The 15,447-nt window shown below is 59.5% G+C and carries 9 protein-coding genes and 2 pseudogenes; 8 read left to right on the top strand and 3 right to left on the bottom strand.

The features are described 5' to 3' along the window. Nucleotides 1-187: 187 nt before the first annotated feature. From X760_RS0139395 to X760_RS67165, 4 genes are all read left to right on the top strand, one after another. On the top strand, nt 188-400 hold the full coding sequence (locus tag X760_RS0139395; RefSeq protein WP_031194806.1) for a cold-shock protein: 213 nt from the start codon (nt 188-190) through the stop codon (nt 398-400). Between the two features lie 432 nt (nt 401-832). After that, nucleotides 833-1,099: a BrnA antitoxin family protein gene (locus X760_RS67155; RefSeq protein ID WP_031194808.1), complete on the top strand. Its 267-nt coding sequence runs from the start codon at nt 833-835 to the stop codon at nt 1,097-1,099. A 153-nt stretch (nt 1,100-1,252) separates the two neighbouring features. Further along, a complete protein-coding gene (locus X760_RS67160; RefSeq protein WP_031194810.1) occupies nt 1,253-2,512 on the top strand; it encodes a DNA repair exonuclease in 1,260 nt (419 codons plus the stop codon). Next, nucleotides 2,509-5,979, top strand: coding sequence for an AAA family ATPase (locus X760_RS67165; protein WP_023721735.1), 3,471 nt, complete (start codon nt 2,509-2,511; stop codon nt 5,977-5,979). The genes X760_RS67160 and X760_RS67165 overlap by 4 nt, the downstream gene beginning before the upstream one ends. A gap of 618 nt (nt 5,980-6,597) precedes the next feature. Here the strand turns inward: X760_RS67165 and X760_RS78260 are convergent. From X760_RS78260 to X760_RS67180, 3 genes and pseudogenes are all read right to left on the bottom strand, one after another. Then, nucleotides 6,598-7,158, bottom strand: a pseudogene (locus X760_RS78260) (hypothetical protein); the annotation flags it as partial. Continuing rightward, nucleotides 7,149-7,412, bottom strand: a complete 264-nt coding sequence (locus X760_RS78265; protein WP_245278709.1) for a hypothetical protein — start codon at nt 7,410-7,412, stop codon at nt 7,149-7,151. The pseudogene X760_RS78260 and the gene X760_RS78265, both read right to left, overlap by 10 nt. Before the next feature lie 574 nt (nt 7,413-7,986). Further along, the gene (locus tag X760_RS67180) at nt 7,987-9,081 is read right to left on the bottom strand and encodes an autotransporter domain-containing protein (protein ID WP_023721739.1); all 1,095 of its coding nucleotides are present in this window, start codon (nt 9,079-9,081) and stop codon (nt 7,987-7,989) included. A 496-nt stretch (nt 9,082-9,577) separates the two neighbouring features. Here X760_RS67180 and X760_RS67185 point away from each other — a divergent pair, with 496 nt between their 5' ends. The 4 genes and pseudogenes from X760_RS67185 to X760_RS67195 form a co-directional block, all read left to right on the top strand. Beyond that, nucleotides 9,578-11,026 (top strand): caspase family protein, encoded by a 1,449-nt coding sequence (locus tag X760_RS67185; protein WP_031194815.1) that lies wholly within the window; start codon nt 9,578-9,580, stop codon nt 11,024-11,026. A 297-nt stretch (nt 11,027-11,323) separates the two neighbouring features. Further along, on the top strand, nt 11,324-13,873 hold the full coding sequence (locus tag X760_RS67190; RefSeq protein WP_023721741.1) for a caspase family protein: 2,550 nt from the start codon (nt 11,324-11,326) through the stop codon (nt 13,871-13,873). Between the two features lie 354 nt (nt 13,874-14,227). Beyond that, a pseudogene (gene nadE / locus X760_RS78270) lies at nt 14,228-14,542 on the top strand (NAD(+) synthase); the annotation flags it as partial. A 402-nt stretch (nt 14,543-14,944) separates the two neighbouring features. After that, nucleotides 14,945-15,447, top strand: a 503-nt coding sequence (locus tag X760_RS67195) for a PAS domain-containing protein (protein WP_023721743.1), incomplete at its 3' end; no start/stop codon positions are given.

Genomic DNA, 15,447 nt, shown 5'->3' on the forward strand with positions numbered 1-15,447 from the left:
AGGGGCTTCACGCCGGAAAGGAAAATTCCTGTCGACTTGTGAGACGAGTGGGCCATCCGAGAGAAGTTGGTATTCTGGTCGATCCATCCGGCCTTGCGATTTCTCGCTTTTGCTGCGTCTATCTATGAACCGGTCTGGCCTCTTCGTCGGATCAAACACGCTGGGAAGTCACAAGGAGTATATGCACATGGCAACTGGAACCGTGAAGTGGTTCAACAGCACTAAAGGGTTTGGGTTTATCCAACCCGACGATGGCGGTCAGGACGTTTTTGTTCACATCTCCGCCGTCGAGCGCGCTGGTTTGTCGAACCTCGTTGAGGGCCAAAAGATCAACTACGACATCGAGCAGGACCGACGTACCGGCAAGTCTTCTGCTGGCAATCTCCGCAAAGCAGGTTGATTTCTCTGGCGCGCCGTGGCGAGAGCCGCAGGAGCGCGGCAAGTCGCGAATGTACTGACCGCCGTTAAAAAAAGCGCGCGAAGCTTGGTGTGATGGAGAGACCTGGGCAGCAGATTGCTGCGACGCTTCAGAAACGATCGTGTGAACCAGGTTGTCAGGTAACGGAAGGCGGGAAGTCCCCCGCGTTTTTCGCGTTTGCGTCCTCCAGCGTAGGATGGTTGGCGACGTGGTGTTGCCCCGTGGAGCACTTTGGCTTGTTGTATCCTACAGCAATGTCATTGAATTGCCTGAGTTGGCCCCACATGGACATCGCGTCGGATTTTTCCTCCCCTTTTGGAGGTTTAAGCTGCCTTCATACTTGGCCAGGCTCAATTACGATGCGCATTCGCACTGAGCCGCTCGACAAGCATTATGACCAGTCAGGATCATCAAATGGCAAATCCTCCACGCCGACCCACAAATCCGATGTCAGCCGCTGAAGCCGCCTTCAAGCCGATCAAAAAGCCGGCGGCGCCGGTTCGCGAACCGTCGGCTGCTCCAAATGTCAGAGAGCTTGTTTCGATCAGGATCGATAGGGCGGTGCTGGACCACTTCCAGGAAGATGGACCGGGCTGGCAGGATCGGATCAACGACACCTTGCGGCGCGCTATCTCCAAAGAACCGACGAATGCCGATGACAAACGATCAGACGACTACTGATCGGCACGGCGCTGATAGCGGCGACGCAGATGGAGTTGAACGGAACCATAAGCGTAAGCGATTGCGCACCATTTGGACAACCGACAACGCGCATCCTGGAATTTTTTCACCGAGCCGCGGCCGAACCCCTCTATGCTCCGGGCGGAGACCCGAATGGCATTTCGATTCGTACACACGGCCGACATTCACCTCGACTCGCCGCTACGTTCGCTGGCGCTGCGAAACCCTGATCTTGCCGAACTTGTGGGGGACGCCAGTCGCCAGGCATTTGTCTCGATAATAGACCTCTGCCTTGCGGAACGTGCCGATGCGCTCGTCATTGCCGGCGATCTTTATGATGGCGACCAGACGTCGATGAAGACCGCCCGTTTCCTGGCGTCGCAAATGACACGCCTCCACCAGGCCGGCATCAGGGTTTTCAAGATTCGCGGAAACCACGACGCCTTATCGCGCATATCGAAACAGCTCGTTTTTCCTGACACGGTCACGATCTTCGGCGGCCGCCCCCAGTCGGTGCTGCAAACGGCCGGCGGGCTTGACGTCGCATTCCATGGATTGAGCTTCGCGAACCCAAAGGCCCCGGAAAGCCTGCTGCCCAAATATCCGGCGGCCCGGGAAGGGGCGGTCAATGTGGGCATCATGCACACCAGCCTCGCTGGATCGCCCGGTCACGATGTCTATGCCCCTTGCAGCATCGCTGACCTGCACGGCCATGGTTTTGACTATTGGGCGCTTGGGCACATCCACGTCCGCCAAGTCCATCCTGGAGCAAGCACCGTTGTGATGACGGGAATGCCGCAGGGCAGGGACATCAACGAGGCCGGAGAGAAATCCGCCACTCTGGTCACGATACGAGATGACCGGTCCGTCGAGATCGAGGAAAAACTGACCAGTATCGCGCAGTTCGAGCGGGCGAGCGTCGATCTGACCGGGACGGTCGAATGGTCTGAGGTCGTCGGCCGTGTCCGTTCCGCGCTCGAAGGTATCCGGGGTTCCGTCAGATCCCGCCACGTTGTGGTCCGTCTCGGACTGGCCGGGGCGTCGCCGTTGTCATGGGCGCTGATCCGCGACAGGGACCTGCTGCTGGCCGAAGCCGAGCAGGCGGCGCAGCAGACGGGCGACACATGGGTCGAAAAACTTGAGCTTGATCTCGCTCCACAGAGCGCGGAAACAGCCGATGACGTCGCCGATCCGATTTTCGAACTCGCGCAATCCATGCATGCCAATGTCAAGGCTGAGGCCTTCCGCGCCGAGGCGAGGGCGCTTGTCCAAAAGATGATTGCCGATCTGCCGCCGGACGGGCGCGACTTCGCCGGACGGGACGAAGCTGGGCTGGAACTGTTCATCGACAAGGTGCTTGCCAGCGGTGCCGACCTGGTCACGGCCCGCCTCAAAGCAGGTGGAGCGCAATGAGGCTCCGGCGCCTTGATCTTATTCGTTATGGAAAGTTCACCGACGGGACGATCGAATTCGGCCCAAGGCCGGAGTCCGGTCCCGACTTCCACATTGTGTTCGGGCTGAACGAGGCCGGCAAGTCGACCGCACTTTCCGGTTATCTGGACCTGCTGTTCGGTATCGAGGAACGCAGCCGCTACAATTTCCTGCACGAGTACAGCGCGATGCGTATAGGCGGGGTGCTCGAACTCGCCGGCACTGAGCACACATTCACGCGCACGAAGCAGCGCACCAACTCGCTGCTGAACGCAATGGAGCAACCGGTGAGCGAGGTGGCGATAGCAGCCCATCTCGCAGGTCTGTCGCGGGACGCATACGAGACCATGTTCTCGCTGGACGACGAGACGCTGGAAGCAGGCGGAAAATCAATCCTGGAGTCGCGTGGCGACCTGGGCAAGCTCCTGTTCACGGCCAGCGCCGGGCTTGGGCATGCGAGCGACATGTTGAGCGCGCTAGAGACCGAAGCGGACGGGCTCTATCGCAAGCAGGCTCACGGAACCGAACTTGCGCTGCTCAAGAAGCGCCTTGCGGAACTCAAGTCGCGCAGGGACGCGATCGACACCTTGGCCTCGACTTTTGAGAGCCTTGAGGCCGAACGTCTTGACGCGGCGGAAAAATACGACCGCAGTATTGCTGAACGATCATTGCTGTCGGCTCGGCTTGACACCATTGCCAGGTACCTTCGCGCTATGCCGATCCTCGCCGACATTCGACGCAAGGCGGCCCAGCTTGCCGAGCTGCCTGACATCGCTTCACCATTGCGGACCTGGACAGGCACCGTCACCGGATTGATCGATGACGACGCCAGCCTGAGAACGCGGCTGTCAGGGAACATCGACGACGCCGAGCGCGTGACAATGAAAATCGGCTCGGTCGATGTGGACGAGGCGATCCTGGCAATGTCCGAGCGGGTTCGGGCGCTCGCGGATCGCAAAGTGCGCCATGTCTCCGCAGGCCTGGACCTGCCAAGCCGCAGGACCGAGCTGCAGATACTCGACAGCGCCGTGGCGAATTGCCTTGCCGCCCTTGGAAGATCGTCCGAGGCAGATCCGGCTGCGCTGCTTTTGCCTGCTGCCACAGTCGGCGCTGTTCGCGCCATGCTCGAAGAGCGATCGGGAATCACCACCGGCGTACGCGTTGCCCGCAACGAATGCGCGGCGGCGCTCGATGCACTTCAGGCGGCACGCGAGCGGGTTGGGCAAGAGAGGGGGGTGCCCGAACCTGCCAGGGCAAGGCTCGCCTCGGCCTTGTCGAAAGCGCGAGCCAGCGGGCACCTAAAAGACCTCAGGATGGCCCGCGAGGCGGAGGACGCGAGCACGGTTCGATGGGAGGCGGCAATCGCTCGACTGCATCCCTGGTCCGGAGACGCCGGGGCACTGGCCAGGGTGCCCGTCCCGAGTGTCACGCAAGTTGGTGCATGGAAGGTGCGGGCAGCTGGGTTGGGAAAGGGCAGGGCTGTCCTTTGCGAACGTCTCGCCGAACACCAGGAGAGTCACGACCTGCGGTCGGCTCGCCTGGATGCGCTTCGTGCCTCGGTCGATGTACCCGATGATGCGGCGGCCTCCGCCATTCGCCGCGCCCGAGACAAGGCGTGGGCCAGGCATCGGGGCGAACTTACTGGCCAAACTGCTGACGATTTCGAGGCGCTATTGGCGCGTGACGACAGTGTTGCAGCGGTTCGGCTGGCCAACGCGCGAGAGCTCGCCGAGATCCGGACAACGCTCTGCAGCCTCACCGAAACAACAGCCGCCATCACACGTATCCGCGACCAGCTTGCACAGATCGACCTGGACGATCAGGCTGTACTCTCCGAACTTCGCGAGGTGGCCAGCGAGCTACTGGCAGAGTGCCTGGAATTCTCGCCCGAGCGTCTGATCGAAACGATCGAGGATCATACCTCTGCCCGCATTGATGCGCTCGCGGCCTGGGAGGAGGTCGAGTTGGCACGCAAGAAGGCCCGCCGCGCGCTCGACGAGGGAGAGCAGATCCAGCAGGAGTTGATCGGGGCGTTGGCGAGGGTCGGCCTAGACTCGGAACCCGGCGACAGCCTGGAGACTGTCATGGCCGTGGCAGAACTGTTCCTCGACAGGCAGCTCAAGGTCGATGCGGAGCGTGCCGAGGCGCTTAAGACCGTGAGCGCGAAAGAGGAGGATCTGGCCGCCAGACGACGGGCTTTGGACGTGGCAGAAAGGCGCGAGGAGGAATGGTTGGCCGGCATTACCGAAGCGCTTGCCGGCACCTGGCTTGAAAGCGGCATTTCAGCGCCCGGCATCGGCAACGTGCTCGATCAATTGGCTGAGCTGTCGAAAAGCATTCAGGAGCGGGATGCCATGCAGCTCCGCATCGAGAAGATGGAGGCAGACCGAGACAATTTCATTGTCGAGGTCGCCGCTGCCGCAGCTGAAGCGGGTGAGCCGGCGAACGACGACGAACCGGAGCAGTTGGCGATCCGGCTTGCTGAGCGCTTGGAGCGCGCCGATCGCGCCAGAGAGATGAAGGCAAACCTCATCAATGACCTGCAGCGCCTGCAGGACGCTCGTGACAGTCTCAATCTCGAGACAACGGCGCATGAGCGACGCAAAAGTGAGGTCCTGACCGCCTTTGGCGTCACCACGCTGTCGGAAGTCGTGGAACGCGACGAGTTGCTACGGGAAAGGGATCGCCTACGCGCTGCCGTTGCCGAGCTTGAGGAGCAGCTGTCGGTAGAGCTCGCGGTGGAAGGGTTCGACCAGGCGCGTTCGATGCTGGATTCTGTCGAGATCGATAGTCTCCTGGTCGAGAAGGCTGAAAGTGAGCAACGGCTTCGGGATCTCGATGAAGCGATACAACAGCAGCTTATTCGCCAGACCCGGGCGACCGACAAGCTGGACGCGATTGGCGGCGACAGCGCGGTTGCGCGGATAGATGCCGAGCGCCGCACCGTCCTGCTGGAAATCGAAGAAAAGGCAGTCCGCTACATCGAGCTGAAACTGGGCATCATGGCTGCCGGGAACGCTCTGCGCGTGTACCGCGAACGCCATCGCTCCGCGATGATGAAGCGGGCATCTGACGCATTCGCACTCATCACGCGCGGTCAGTATTCGGGGCTTGCGACCCAACCTGTGAAGGGCGGGGAAGTCCTCATCGCATTGCAGCGCGACGGGCAGTCCAAGGTCGCCGACGCGCTATCAAAGGGTGCGCGTTTTCAGCTCTACCTGGCGCTGCGGCTTGCCGGATACTACGAGTTCGCCCAGTTTCGACCCTCGGTGCCATTCATTGCCGACGACATCATGGAGACCTTCGACCATTTCCGGTCCGAGGAGGTTTTCAGGTTGTTTGGTGAGATGGCAAGCGCTGGCCAGGTGATTTATCTGACGCATCACCAGCACCTTTGCGAGATCGCGAAGGCTGTTGTTCCCGGCGTTACAATTCACCAGCTCGGATAGTCGTCTGCCATCGCGTGGGATGAGCTGAGCGCCAGCTGCAAACTGAAAGTAAACGGCCGGGTCGTCAGAAGGACGCGAATTGATCGGCGAGGCCGCCTCGGCGTCGGGAACGCGTTCCCATCTTCCGCGGACGCAGGTGCCGTTTCCACTGGTCAATCGATGAACGCTCGAGGCCTTCATTTTTCCCCAGTCCCAATCCAGAACGCTGCGACACCCCGCTTCGCACGACATCAGGGGAACGATATCGGCCCCAATGTATTTAGGGATCTATGGACACTATGGAACCCCAGGGCCATGGGATAGCAGCCGATATTTTGACATCGGAAGTTGCCAATGCCAGGCAGCGAATCCACCGGACCGAGCTCGCGCTTCAACGCACTGAAGAAATGCTGGCCGAGAATCTCGCGCTGTGCAGCAGGCTACGAACTGCGGTCGAGGCCGCAGACCGCTTGGTGAAGAACGATCCCCGCAGCTTTGAAATACATGGGGCGGGTTGAACTGGGCCGGCGTTTCGTTCGTCGCGACCTCCAGGCCACCGGCGCCACCACTCTCGCTCCAGAACTGTGCCCGCCACATCGACCTCTGAGCTGCACGCTCGCGAACAGCCGGAACCAACGGCTACAATAAGCGGTTTACAAATCGAAGGGACCGCAATGGATTCGGAATAATGGAACTTTTGGATATGGAACTGGCGAGAGCCCGACAGCGGCTTAACCGGGCGGAACGCTCCCTCGAACGTGCAAATGAAATGATGGATGAAGGCTGCGGTGTCGGCATCAATCTCGCGTTGTGCAGCAGGATCCGGGCTGCGCAACGACGCGTGGCCGAGGCGAGATCGCGGTTGGCGAAGATCGATCCTGGCAGCACGGACACAGCCTCGTCCTGTCGCCTGCCAATGTAGAGCGATGCGATACGGCGCAGACCGGCGCCGAGCTTCTCGACGAAAGCCACAATCGGGAAAGTGTCGCTCTTCATACATTTGACTTTCACCCAACTCGTCTGGACGCCGGAGCCATAGGGCGCATCCGCTCGCTTGGACACGATCCCCTCCAGGCCCATCCCGCAGGCGTGAGCGAACATGTCGCTGCCGCTTACCTGGAGGTGCTCGGCATAGGTCAATCTCGGCGCTGTATCGCTCAGCAGCTTCTCCAGCGCGGCCTTGCGCTCAATCAGCGGCTGCTGCCGAAGGTCGCGCCGTTAAGGTGCAGAAGATCGAATGCATAGAAGATAAGCCTGGGCGAGTTCGGGTTGCCCAACTCCCGCTCCAAGGCTTGATAGTCCGGCAGACCCGTGTCGCCGAGGACAACGGCTTCGCCGTCGATGATCGCAGACTTTATCGGCAGGTTCGCCGCGGCATGGACAATGCTCTTGTAGCGATGCGACCAGTCATAGGCGCGACGCGTGAAGGCTCGTGCTCTTCCCCCCTCGACGATGAGTTGGGTCCGGTAGCCTCGTACTTTATTTCGTGAGCCATTCGGCGTCTTCGGGTGCTTTGGTAACCACGGTGGGTGATTGAAACTCGATGAAGGAAAGCCGGTCCTTTGCGCTACTCATGAATCTGCGACTCCAGAAAAGATTTAAGCCGCAGGACGGGCGTCGGTTCCGGGCATTTTAGGAAAGTTGCATAAACTCAGGCTCGGCCCTCAGATCTTGTGGACCGCACGTCCTTTGGCGAAGATTCCAGTTCTTGATCTTTGCCTCGACGCGGGAGATACGATGGCCAACGATGTGTGGCGGACCAGTTGCATCGGTCGCGACCTCGAATCTGTCATGCACTCCGGTCCCAAGGCCGAGGATAGCAAGCTGATCGCAGCAGAAGCTGAGGGGCGATGAACCGGGCTTAGGACATCATCAAGGAGGGGCTGGGGCAACAACAATGCTTGAGCACCGATGCGCTCAGACGTCGGTCTAGGTCATACCGGCGGCTGCGTGCTGTCCTCCGGTTGGTCGGCTCGCCAAAAGCTCTTTTGCTGGCCAGCCCAATTACCGGGATCCCCCACACCGCATTCAAAAGGCGATCTTCACACCCAGCTTGCCGCTGACGGTTGAACTGTCTTGAGACCACTTGCCGCGGATTTCACTGCTGAGCATTGTCGATTGAGACACTTTCAGGTTGAAGCCGGACGACAGCGCAGCCGAAAAGTCTGCGTCGTCAAAGTCACTCTTTCTACCGTCGGCGCTTGCCGTGTTGGAATAGCCGAAGCGCTCCTGGATATCCAATCGCGCATAGGGGCTGATCACCATGCCATTGCCGAGCAGAAAATCAGCGTAAACTCCAGGTTCGAATTTGACTGCGCCAAACGACAACCGGCTCTTTCCATAGACAGTGTCAAAGCTGTCTGTGTATTCGTCGCCGGTAAAGATGACGCCCAACAATCCGCCGCGGATGTCGAATCGCACCCGATCGGTCAGGTTGAAGATGCGACCAATTGAGCCTGTCAGCGCATAGCCCTGTGTGTCGTAGCTGCCGAAAGCGCGTCCGGCCCTTTTGATGTCGGTGTTCCCAAGAAACGTAGATGCTGCCACGAGCGCATAACTCGTGCCGCGTCGAATGAGTCCGTAGCCGCCGAACATCCCACTTCTGTTGGTTGCTTCACCCTCTCCCATGAACCCGAATGCATCGGAATCGACTTTGGCCGAGGCATACCCGGCGAACAGGCCGAGGTTCAGTCCATGCTCGCTGCCGAATCCAAAATGCTTTGCGGCATTGAAGTCGACGCTGATGGCAGCGGAGAATTCATCTACGCTGAAGCTCGGTCCATCAACGACGCCCAAGCTATTCGAAATCGAGAAGCCGTCATGTTCCGTACGTGCCAACTGACCGGAAGCGAAAACACCGAACGGCGTCGACTGAGCGAGCGGAATCCCGTTCGCGAGGCCGACCTCCGCCTCGACTACGCTGTGAACTACATCACCAAGCGCCTCTAGAGATGTGTCGACAATTACGCTGTTGGTCGCACCTCCAAGATAGCAGTTCGTGTCCAGAAAGGTGCCCTCACTGTCGACAATGCAGGCGTTTGCCTTCGAAGGCAGTAAAATCAATGCAGCGCCAAACGACAACATGCCCGCTGCGCACAAGCGCCGAGCGAAGCTTTCCTTCATTGTCCTTTCCCCTCTTAACTACAAAGCTAATGTAATAAGGGATGCGATACGCAGAAGATTCTCAATGCAATATCTGGCTGTGGCAGCGTGGGTGCAACATATTGCACCGGCGCTGGCAAGAGTGTAGCAGGTTCTCGCCGCTCAGGATATGGATTTCGTACATTGCTCGATTTCTGCTTGCGAGAAACTGCGGCNTGTAGCAGGTTCTCGCCGCTCAGGATATGGATTTCGTACATTGCTCGATTTCTGCTTGCGAGAAACTGCGGCGAGCTTGCCGACCGGATCTGTCGATCGCGCGCGCGCCAGCGCTACTCTCTCGGATGAACACTGCGTCAAGAAAGCGGGCTAGCACCACCCTTGCGCTTTCTTTGAGGTGATTTCTGGTGTAAAAAACGCCGTTGCACTCCGAGACATAAGTTTCACGCGCAGACTAGCGTGAGCCGGTTCGACACTTCGACGACTCTGAGATTGTCGCATGCTGAAACGAGCCCGTTACATGACCTACAGTCCCTTCCTACGCATCATGATGGTTCTGCTGGTGGCACTGGTTGGATCGGTACGCGCTCAAGCGGCGGTCGAAGATGAACCAACGCCACAGTCAAGCAAGCGGCTCGCCATTGTCGTCGGCAACTCCGACTACCAAAGTGCTCGTCTCCCGCACTTGCCCAATGCAGTAAGCGACGCCACAAGGCTTTCCGAAAGCCTGAGAAGGCTGAATTTTGATGTGCTGACGGGAGTGGATCTCTCCCTTGCCGGTTTCGGCGAGCTCTTTCGCCAGGCCGATGACAAGGTTGTGGCCGCCAGCGCGGTACTGATCTTCTACGCCGGCCATGGCGTGCAGCTTCAGGGCGAGAATTACCTGCTGCCGGTCGACACACCCGATACTAAAACCATCGGGGAACTTACTGCGACGGCAATCAAGCTCAACGACCTGATCGCACGATTCTCAAGTCGGGAACGGCAGACCTTCATTTTCCTCGACGCGTGCCGAAACAACCCGATGGGCAAAGGCCCAAGCGTAATGGACGGGCTTGCGCAGGTCGAAGTGGGCGAAAACACGTTTGTTGCCTTTGCAACCCAACCAGGTAACATCACGGCGGACGGCTCGGGCGACAACAGCCCGTTCACTACAGCCCTGTTGAAGAATGTCGAGATCCCAGGGCTCAGCATTTCCGACATGATGATCCGCGTGCGCAACGAGACTGAAGCACTCACTGTCGGTCGTCAGGTCCCGTGGGACCAGTCCAACCTTCGCGAGCAGTTTTACTTCACCGAGCAGCAAGTGCTCGACCCGGCTCAGTTGAGCGCCAGCTTGTCACGCATCCTGTCGGATCCCGTCGCGAAGCAAAGACTGCAGGTCGAACTTGCTTCCAACGACTTGCAGACTGCGGTGATTATCGTGGGACAGACTTTACGATCGCTGGACGCTTCGGCGCCATCCGGCGCTTCAGCCGATGCCGTCGGTACGGAGATTGCCAGCCTCGAAGGAGCCCGGAAAAGTGTGATCTCCGGTCTTGAAACATTGATCGTTGGCACGCAGACAGGTGCAACGAAGCCTGAAAAAAAAGCCGAGCTCGTACGCAGTGTCCAGACAGAATTGCGCCGCCTAGGTTGTTATCGCATGACCGTCGACGGAGATTGGGGCAAGGGCTCGCTCCATGCTCTCAGCACGTATTACAAGAACACCAAGCGAATAACGTCGGCCACCGAGCCGACCGTTGAACTTCTGGGGGAGCTCTTTTTGCACTCCGGCCGCGTCTGCAAAGAGCCTGTGACCGTACTGCAGAGGCCCAGGCGAGCAAGTGTGGCCTCAGATGTCGCCCCCGTGCGGAAAAAGGGTGCTCCCAGCCGAAAGAATGCCAGAAACCCGCAGCCGCAATCCTCGCCTCCCGCAGCTGCTCCTCCCGATATCAGTGGCGGAATTGGGATTGGCGGTGTTTTCTAGAGAAGCCATTATTCCACGCGTATCCTTGCTGGCACGCGAAACCACAGCCTGGCGCGATTTGGGCCCGCCTGCCGCAGCTAAGGAACCTGTGGATCGGAAGAGCACGCCTGAGGTGTGACAGACGTTGCAGACACTCAGTCACTGATGTAATTTAGCAATCGATCAAGTGAGGAATATGCCCGCTGTCGCGACGGCCTTTCTCTCTTTTTGTTTCGGCAGATTGCATGCTCTCTGACGGACCTTGCTAGCACATGCCGTGTTCTTGTGGGCGAGGCAATAGCGTTCAAGGGAATTGCCATGCTCCGACTTTGCGGAATCATCGCAGCCTTCCTCTTCGCGAGCTTCACGACCTTTGACGCTTGCGCCGACCGAAGGGTCGCCTTTGTCATCGGCAACTCGGAGTACCGACAATTCCCCGCGCTCAAGAACCCGGCCAAGGATGCCGAGGACGTGTCCAAAACGTTTCGACTGGCAGGGTTCGAGGTCTTCGTCGCAAGCGATCTGACGAAGCTGCAATTCGAGGAGCAGTTCCGCAACTATCTTGCCGCTGCAGACGGCGCAGAACTGGCCGTCGTCTACTACTCCGGCCACGGTTTCCAGATCGGCGGCGAAAATTTTCTGATCCCGGTCGATGCCTCCTTGAAGCAGGCGGCGGACATTGAAGTCCAGGCCATCAAGCTCAACGATGTGCTGGAACAGTTACGCTCGAAATCAAAGATTCAGGTGATCATACTCGATGCCTGCCGTAACAATCCGTTCCCACGCAAGGATTACTGGCTGAGAGACCAGCTCATCACTGCCGGCAATACGGGCCTCGCACAGGTGAGAAGCTCGCTGAACACCTTGATTGCCTTTGCCACCGAACCCGGGGCGGCGGCTTATGACGGCTCCGGCGAACTCAGCCCGTTTTCGGCGGCCTTTTCCCGTCGCGCGCTGGCCCCGAACCAGGAGATCCGCACCGTGATGGCGGCGGTGCGCCGCGATGTGGTCGAGGCCACAAACGGCCTCCAGGTTCCCTGGGAGAACTCATCGCTGATCGACGAAGTCGTCCTGATGCGCCGCAGCAATCGACCATCGCTGCCGCCCGTGCTGGAGAAGGTCGTACTGTCAGGAGTCGGACCCGTCGACTTGGGCTTGCCTGAACCGGTCGATGTCGATGGTGGCACGATTACACTGAGCATCGAAAGACCACCCGCCCTGGGGCGTTTGATGCTGGACGGCAAGCCTGTCAAGTTGGGCGTGCCGATCCAGGGCACGGATCTGCCGCGTCTGCAGATGGATGTACCCAAGGGAGTCGCCCCGCAGGAAGAAGTCGACATGCTGGCCTATGCGACGCATGACAACTGGGGCGGCCAGACCCAAGGCATCGTCGTGTTTCGGGTCAAGAGCGGCGAAGGCGCGCAAGGCGAACAGATCATGGCTTCCCTCGAGGCCGAGCAGAAGCAGCAGGTGCTGGAGCGTGGCATTCATATCGCCGGTGCGGCCGAGGCGATCGAAAACCGCGACATCGATGTTCCCGTGGGCGTGGGTCCAGTTGCGCTGAATCTGGATTTCCCGACCGATGATCCCGCCGTCAGCCTAAAAGTATCGAGTTATCCGGCAACGGGAACGCTCTCGCTGGCCGATCGAACCCTGTCGCCCGAGTCGAGCCTGATGGCCGGAGAGATCGATGGGCTGCGCTATGAACCGCAGATCGGGGCGGAAGCGAAGGTCGAGGTCGGCTTCGAAATCCGAGCGGACAGCAGCTCATCAAAACCCGCGACGATGAAACTGTCGCCGACGATCGATCCGTGCGACACGGCTGCCGGCGAACCTCTCGATCTGCAAGGGGTCACCACCGGCCTCCTGCCGAATGAAATTGGCGCTAGCGCGGTGGAGGTTTGCGAGGACGCGGTAAAGGCTTATCCGGAAGTCCCGCGCTTCCGCTATGAACTGGGGCGGGCGCTGCTTGCCGTAGGCAAGGTCGAAGAAGCCAAGGCAGCCGTCGAGGAGGCGGCCAGGAAGGGACATGTACGCGCCGTGTTCGAACTCGGCTACATGTATGCGACCGGAACCGGCGTGGCCCTGGACCGCACCCAGGCCAATGCCCTCTACGCGGCGGCCGCCGAAAAAGGCGATCCCTACGGAATGACGTCGTGGGGTCGCGCCTTGTTCAATGGCTATGGCGTCAAGCCCGACACCGGCAAGGGTTTGGACCTGCTGCTCAAGGCGGCAGCGATGGGGCACACCTATGCAATGAACGATCTGGCCGCGATCTTCACCGAGGGCCGCAACGGCGTAACCGCTGACCCAGCCCGCGCTGTTGCCTTCCTGCAAGCTGGTGTTCAGCGGCAGGACATGTATTCGATGAACCTGCTCGGGCGCAATTACTTGTCCGGGCAGGGCGTGGAGAGGGATCCCAAAACGGCGCTAACGCTGTTTCAGCAGGCAATCGATCTCGGCCAGCCCTATGCGCCTGGCAGCCTCGCACGCATGTATCGGGACGGTGTCGGTGTGGAACAGAGCCTCGCAGAAGCGCAAAGATTGTTTGAAATTGGGATCGCGCGGGGTGATCCGTTCGCAGCTTACGATCGCGCGGCCCTCGAAATGCAAAAAGGCGACAAGGCCGATCAGGCCCTTGCCGCGCGGTTCCTTGCACTTGCGGCCGCACTAGACGTGCGCAAGGAACTGCCGGACGCGCTGAGGACGCTGGCAAAGTTCGGACCGAAGCCAAAAACAGCGGCGTTGAGGCAGCTGCGACAGGAACTGAAATCGAAGCTTCCCGGCTCCGGTTCACAAGACACTCAACTGGTTAACGCGGCCAGACGAGTATGGGAAGAAGCCAATCCGCGTCGGGACTTGTTTTGACCAAGGAGGAGACAATGGCGGGCGGAGTATTGAAACAAGCAATACTTGGAATGACGTTATCAGGTGTCGTGGCGGGTCTCATGGGCTGCACTTCCCTGGTTCCGAAAGTTGAGCCGACGCCGCTGGTCGAAACGCCCCAGCCGAAGATCTTTCGGCGGGTTCCTCCGCCGAAGGTCGTCAAGCCCGTACGCAAACAAAAAACCGCGAAGAAGGTGATTATACCGGTTGATGACGAGCCTGTTCCCGCGCCTGTCATTCCTTCTGGTGGCGGTGGCGGAAGCGGCGGTGGAAGCGGGGGAGGTGGCTGGGGAGGTTGATCAGGTCAGACTGAAGAAGGATTGCACGAGCCTGGCGGCCTTGATGGGCTTCATCACTAAGTTCGGCGACGGTGCCGCAGACATGCTTCCTCTTTCCGGGTTGAACAAGCGCAGAGTTCGCGCCTTGGCAGCGCATGTGGGCGCTCCGTCTGATCTTGTTGACAAGATCCCGACCGCCGACCTGGAGACCCTCGTCCTCCTTCGGCCTGAAGAAGATGCATATGGTCTCACATACGATCAGATTGACGACTTCCTCGAAGGCCGAGACATCAACGAAGCGGCGCGCAGGCGCATACTTCATGCTTATTCCAGCACAGCCCATAAGCGAGCCCTTCCGGTCGACATTTGGGCATCGGCGATAGTGTCTCAACATGCACGATCGATGGGCTGCCGCAGCTTGGCAACTATCGGCCCGAACTCCCGCTGGAGCGATGCGTTGCTCTTTCAGCCCCGCATGCGGTCATGCGGCCGACAGTGTATGGCCGAGGCCGGCAACGAAGTCATTGCTTCCTAAATGCCCCCTCTATTTCATCTGCCGCAGCGAACCACTTGACCGGGCCGCCTCAACGTTCCAGGCACCTGGATTGCAGCCGGTCCGCTCTCCTTCGGCCGATCGCAATGTTAGACGTGCGGCCGTTACGCGATGCAGGGCTGGTTGTCACATGCGTGATGCGAAACGTGAGATGCAGCTCCAGTTTTGGCGATGGCAGGCGCGCCGCATTGTGTATATCATCCGCACAGAACAGGCGCGCAAATGACATCGAATTCAGAGAAGGCGGAGGCGGTCGAGCAGTTGCTTGATACACCTGAACTTGCAACAGCACTCGAAAGCGAACAGTTCAAGAAATTCCTCGACCAGGTGCCGATCGCCATAGCCGTTTCGGACCTTGCCGGTGAAGAGCGCGTGGTTTACGCCAATCCGGAATTCGAGAAACTGTCAGGCCTGACAGTCGCCAGGCTCACCCAAGAAAACTGGGCGGCCCTTTTAGGCACGGGCCTCCATCAGCAAAAGGACAGGCCGCTAGCCGAGGCAGTGGTCAAGGGAACCGATTTGGTCGGCAGCTTCAGGCTGGAGCGCGGCGAGGACAAAGCCGCGATCGTCGACGTTTATTCCAACGAGATAGAGGACGATAACGGCAAGGTTTGCTTCCGACTGGTGGCCCTGGTCGACGTATCGGCTCACGGCGAGGCGGGAGATCAGCGCTCGGCCGAGGAGCGGGTCAGCGAGAAAGACACACTGCTTCGCGAACTGCAGCA

It is taken from the genome of Mesorhizobium sp. LSHC420B00 (genome assembly GCF_000503055.1).
Lineage (GTDB): Bacteria > Pseudomonadota > Alphaproteobacteria > Rhizobiales > Rhizobiaceae > Mesorhizobium.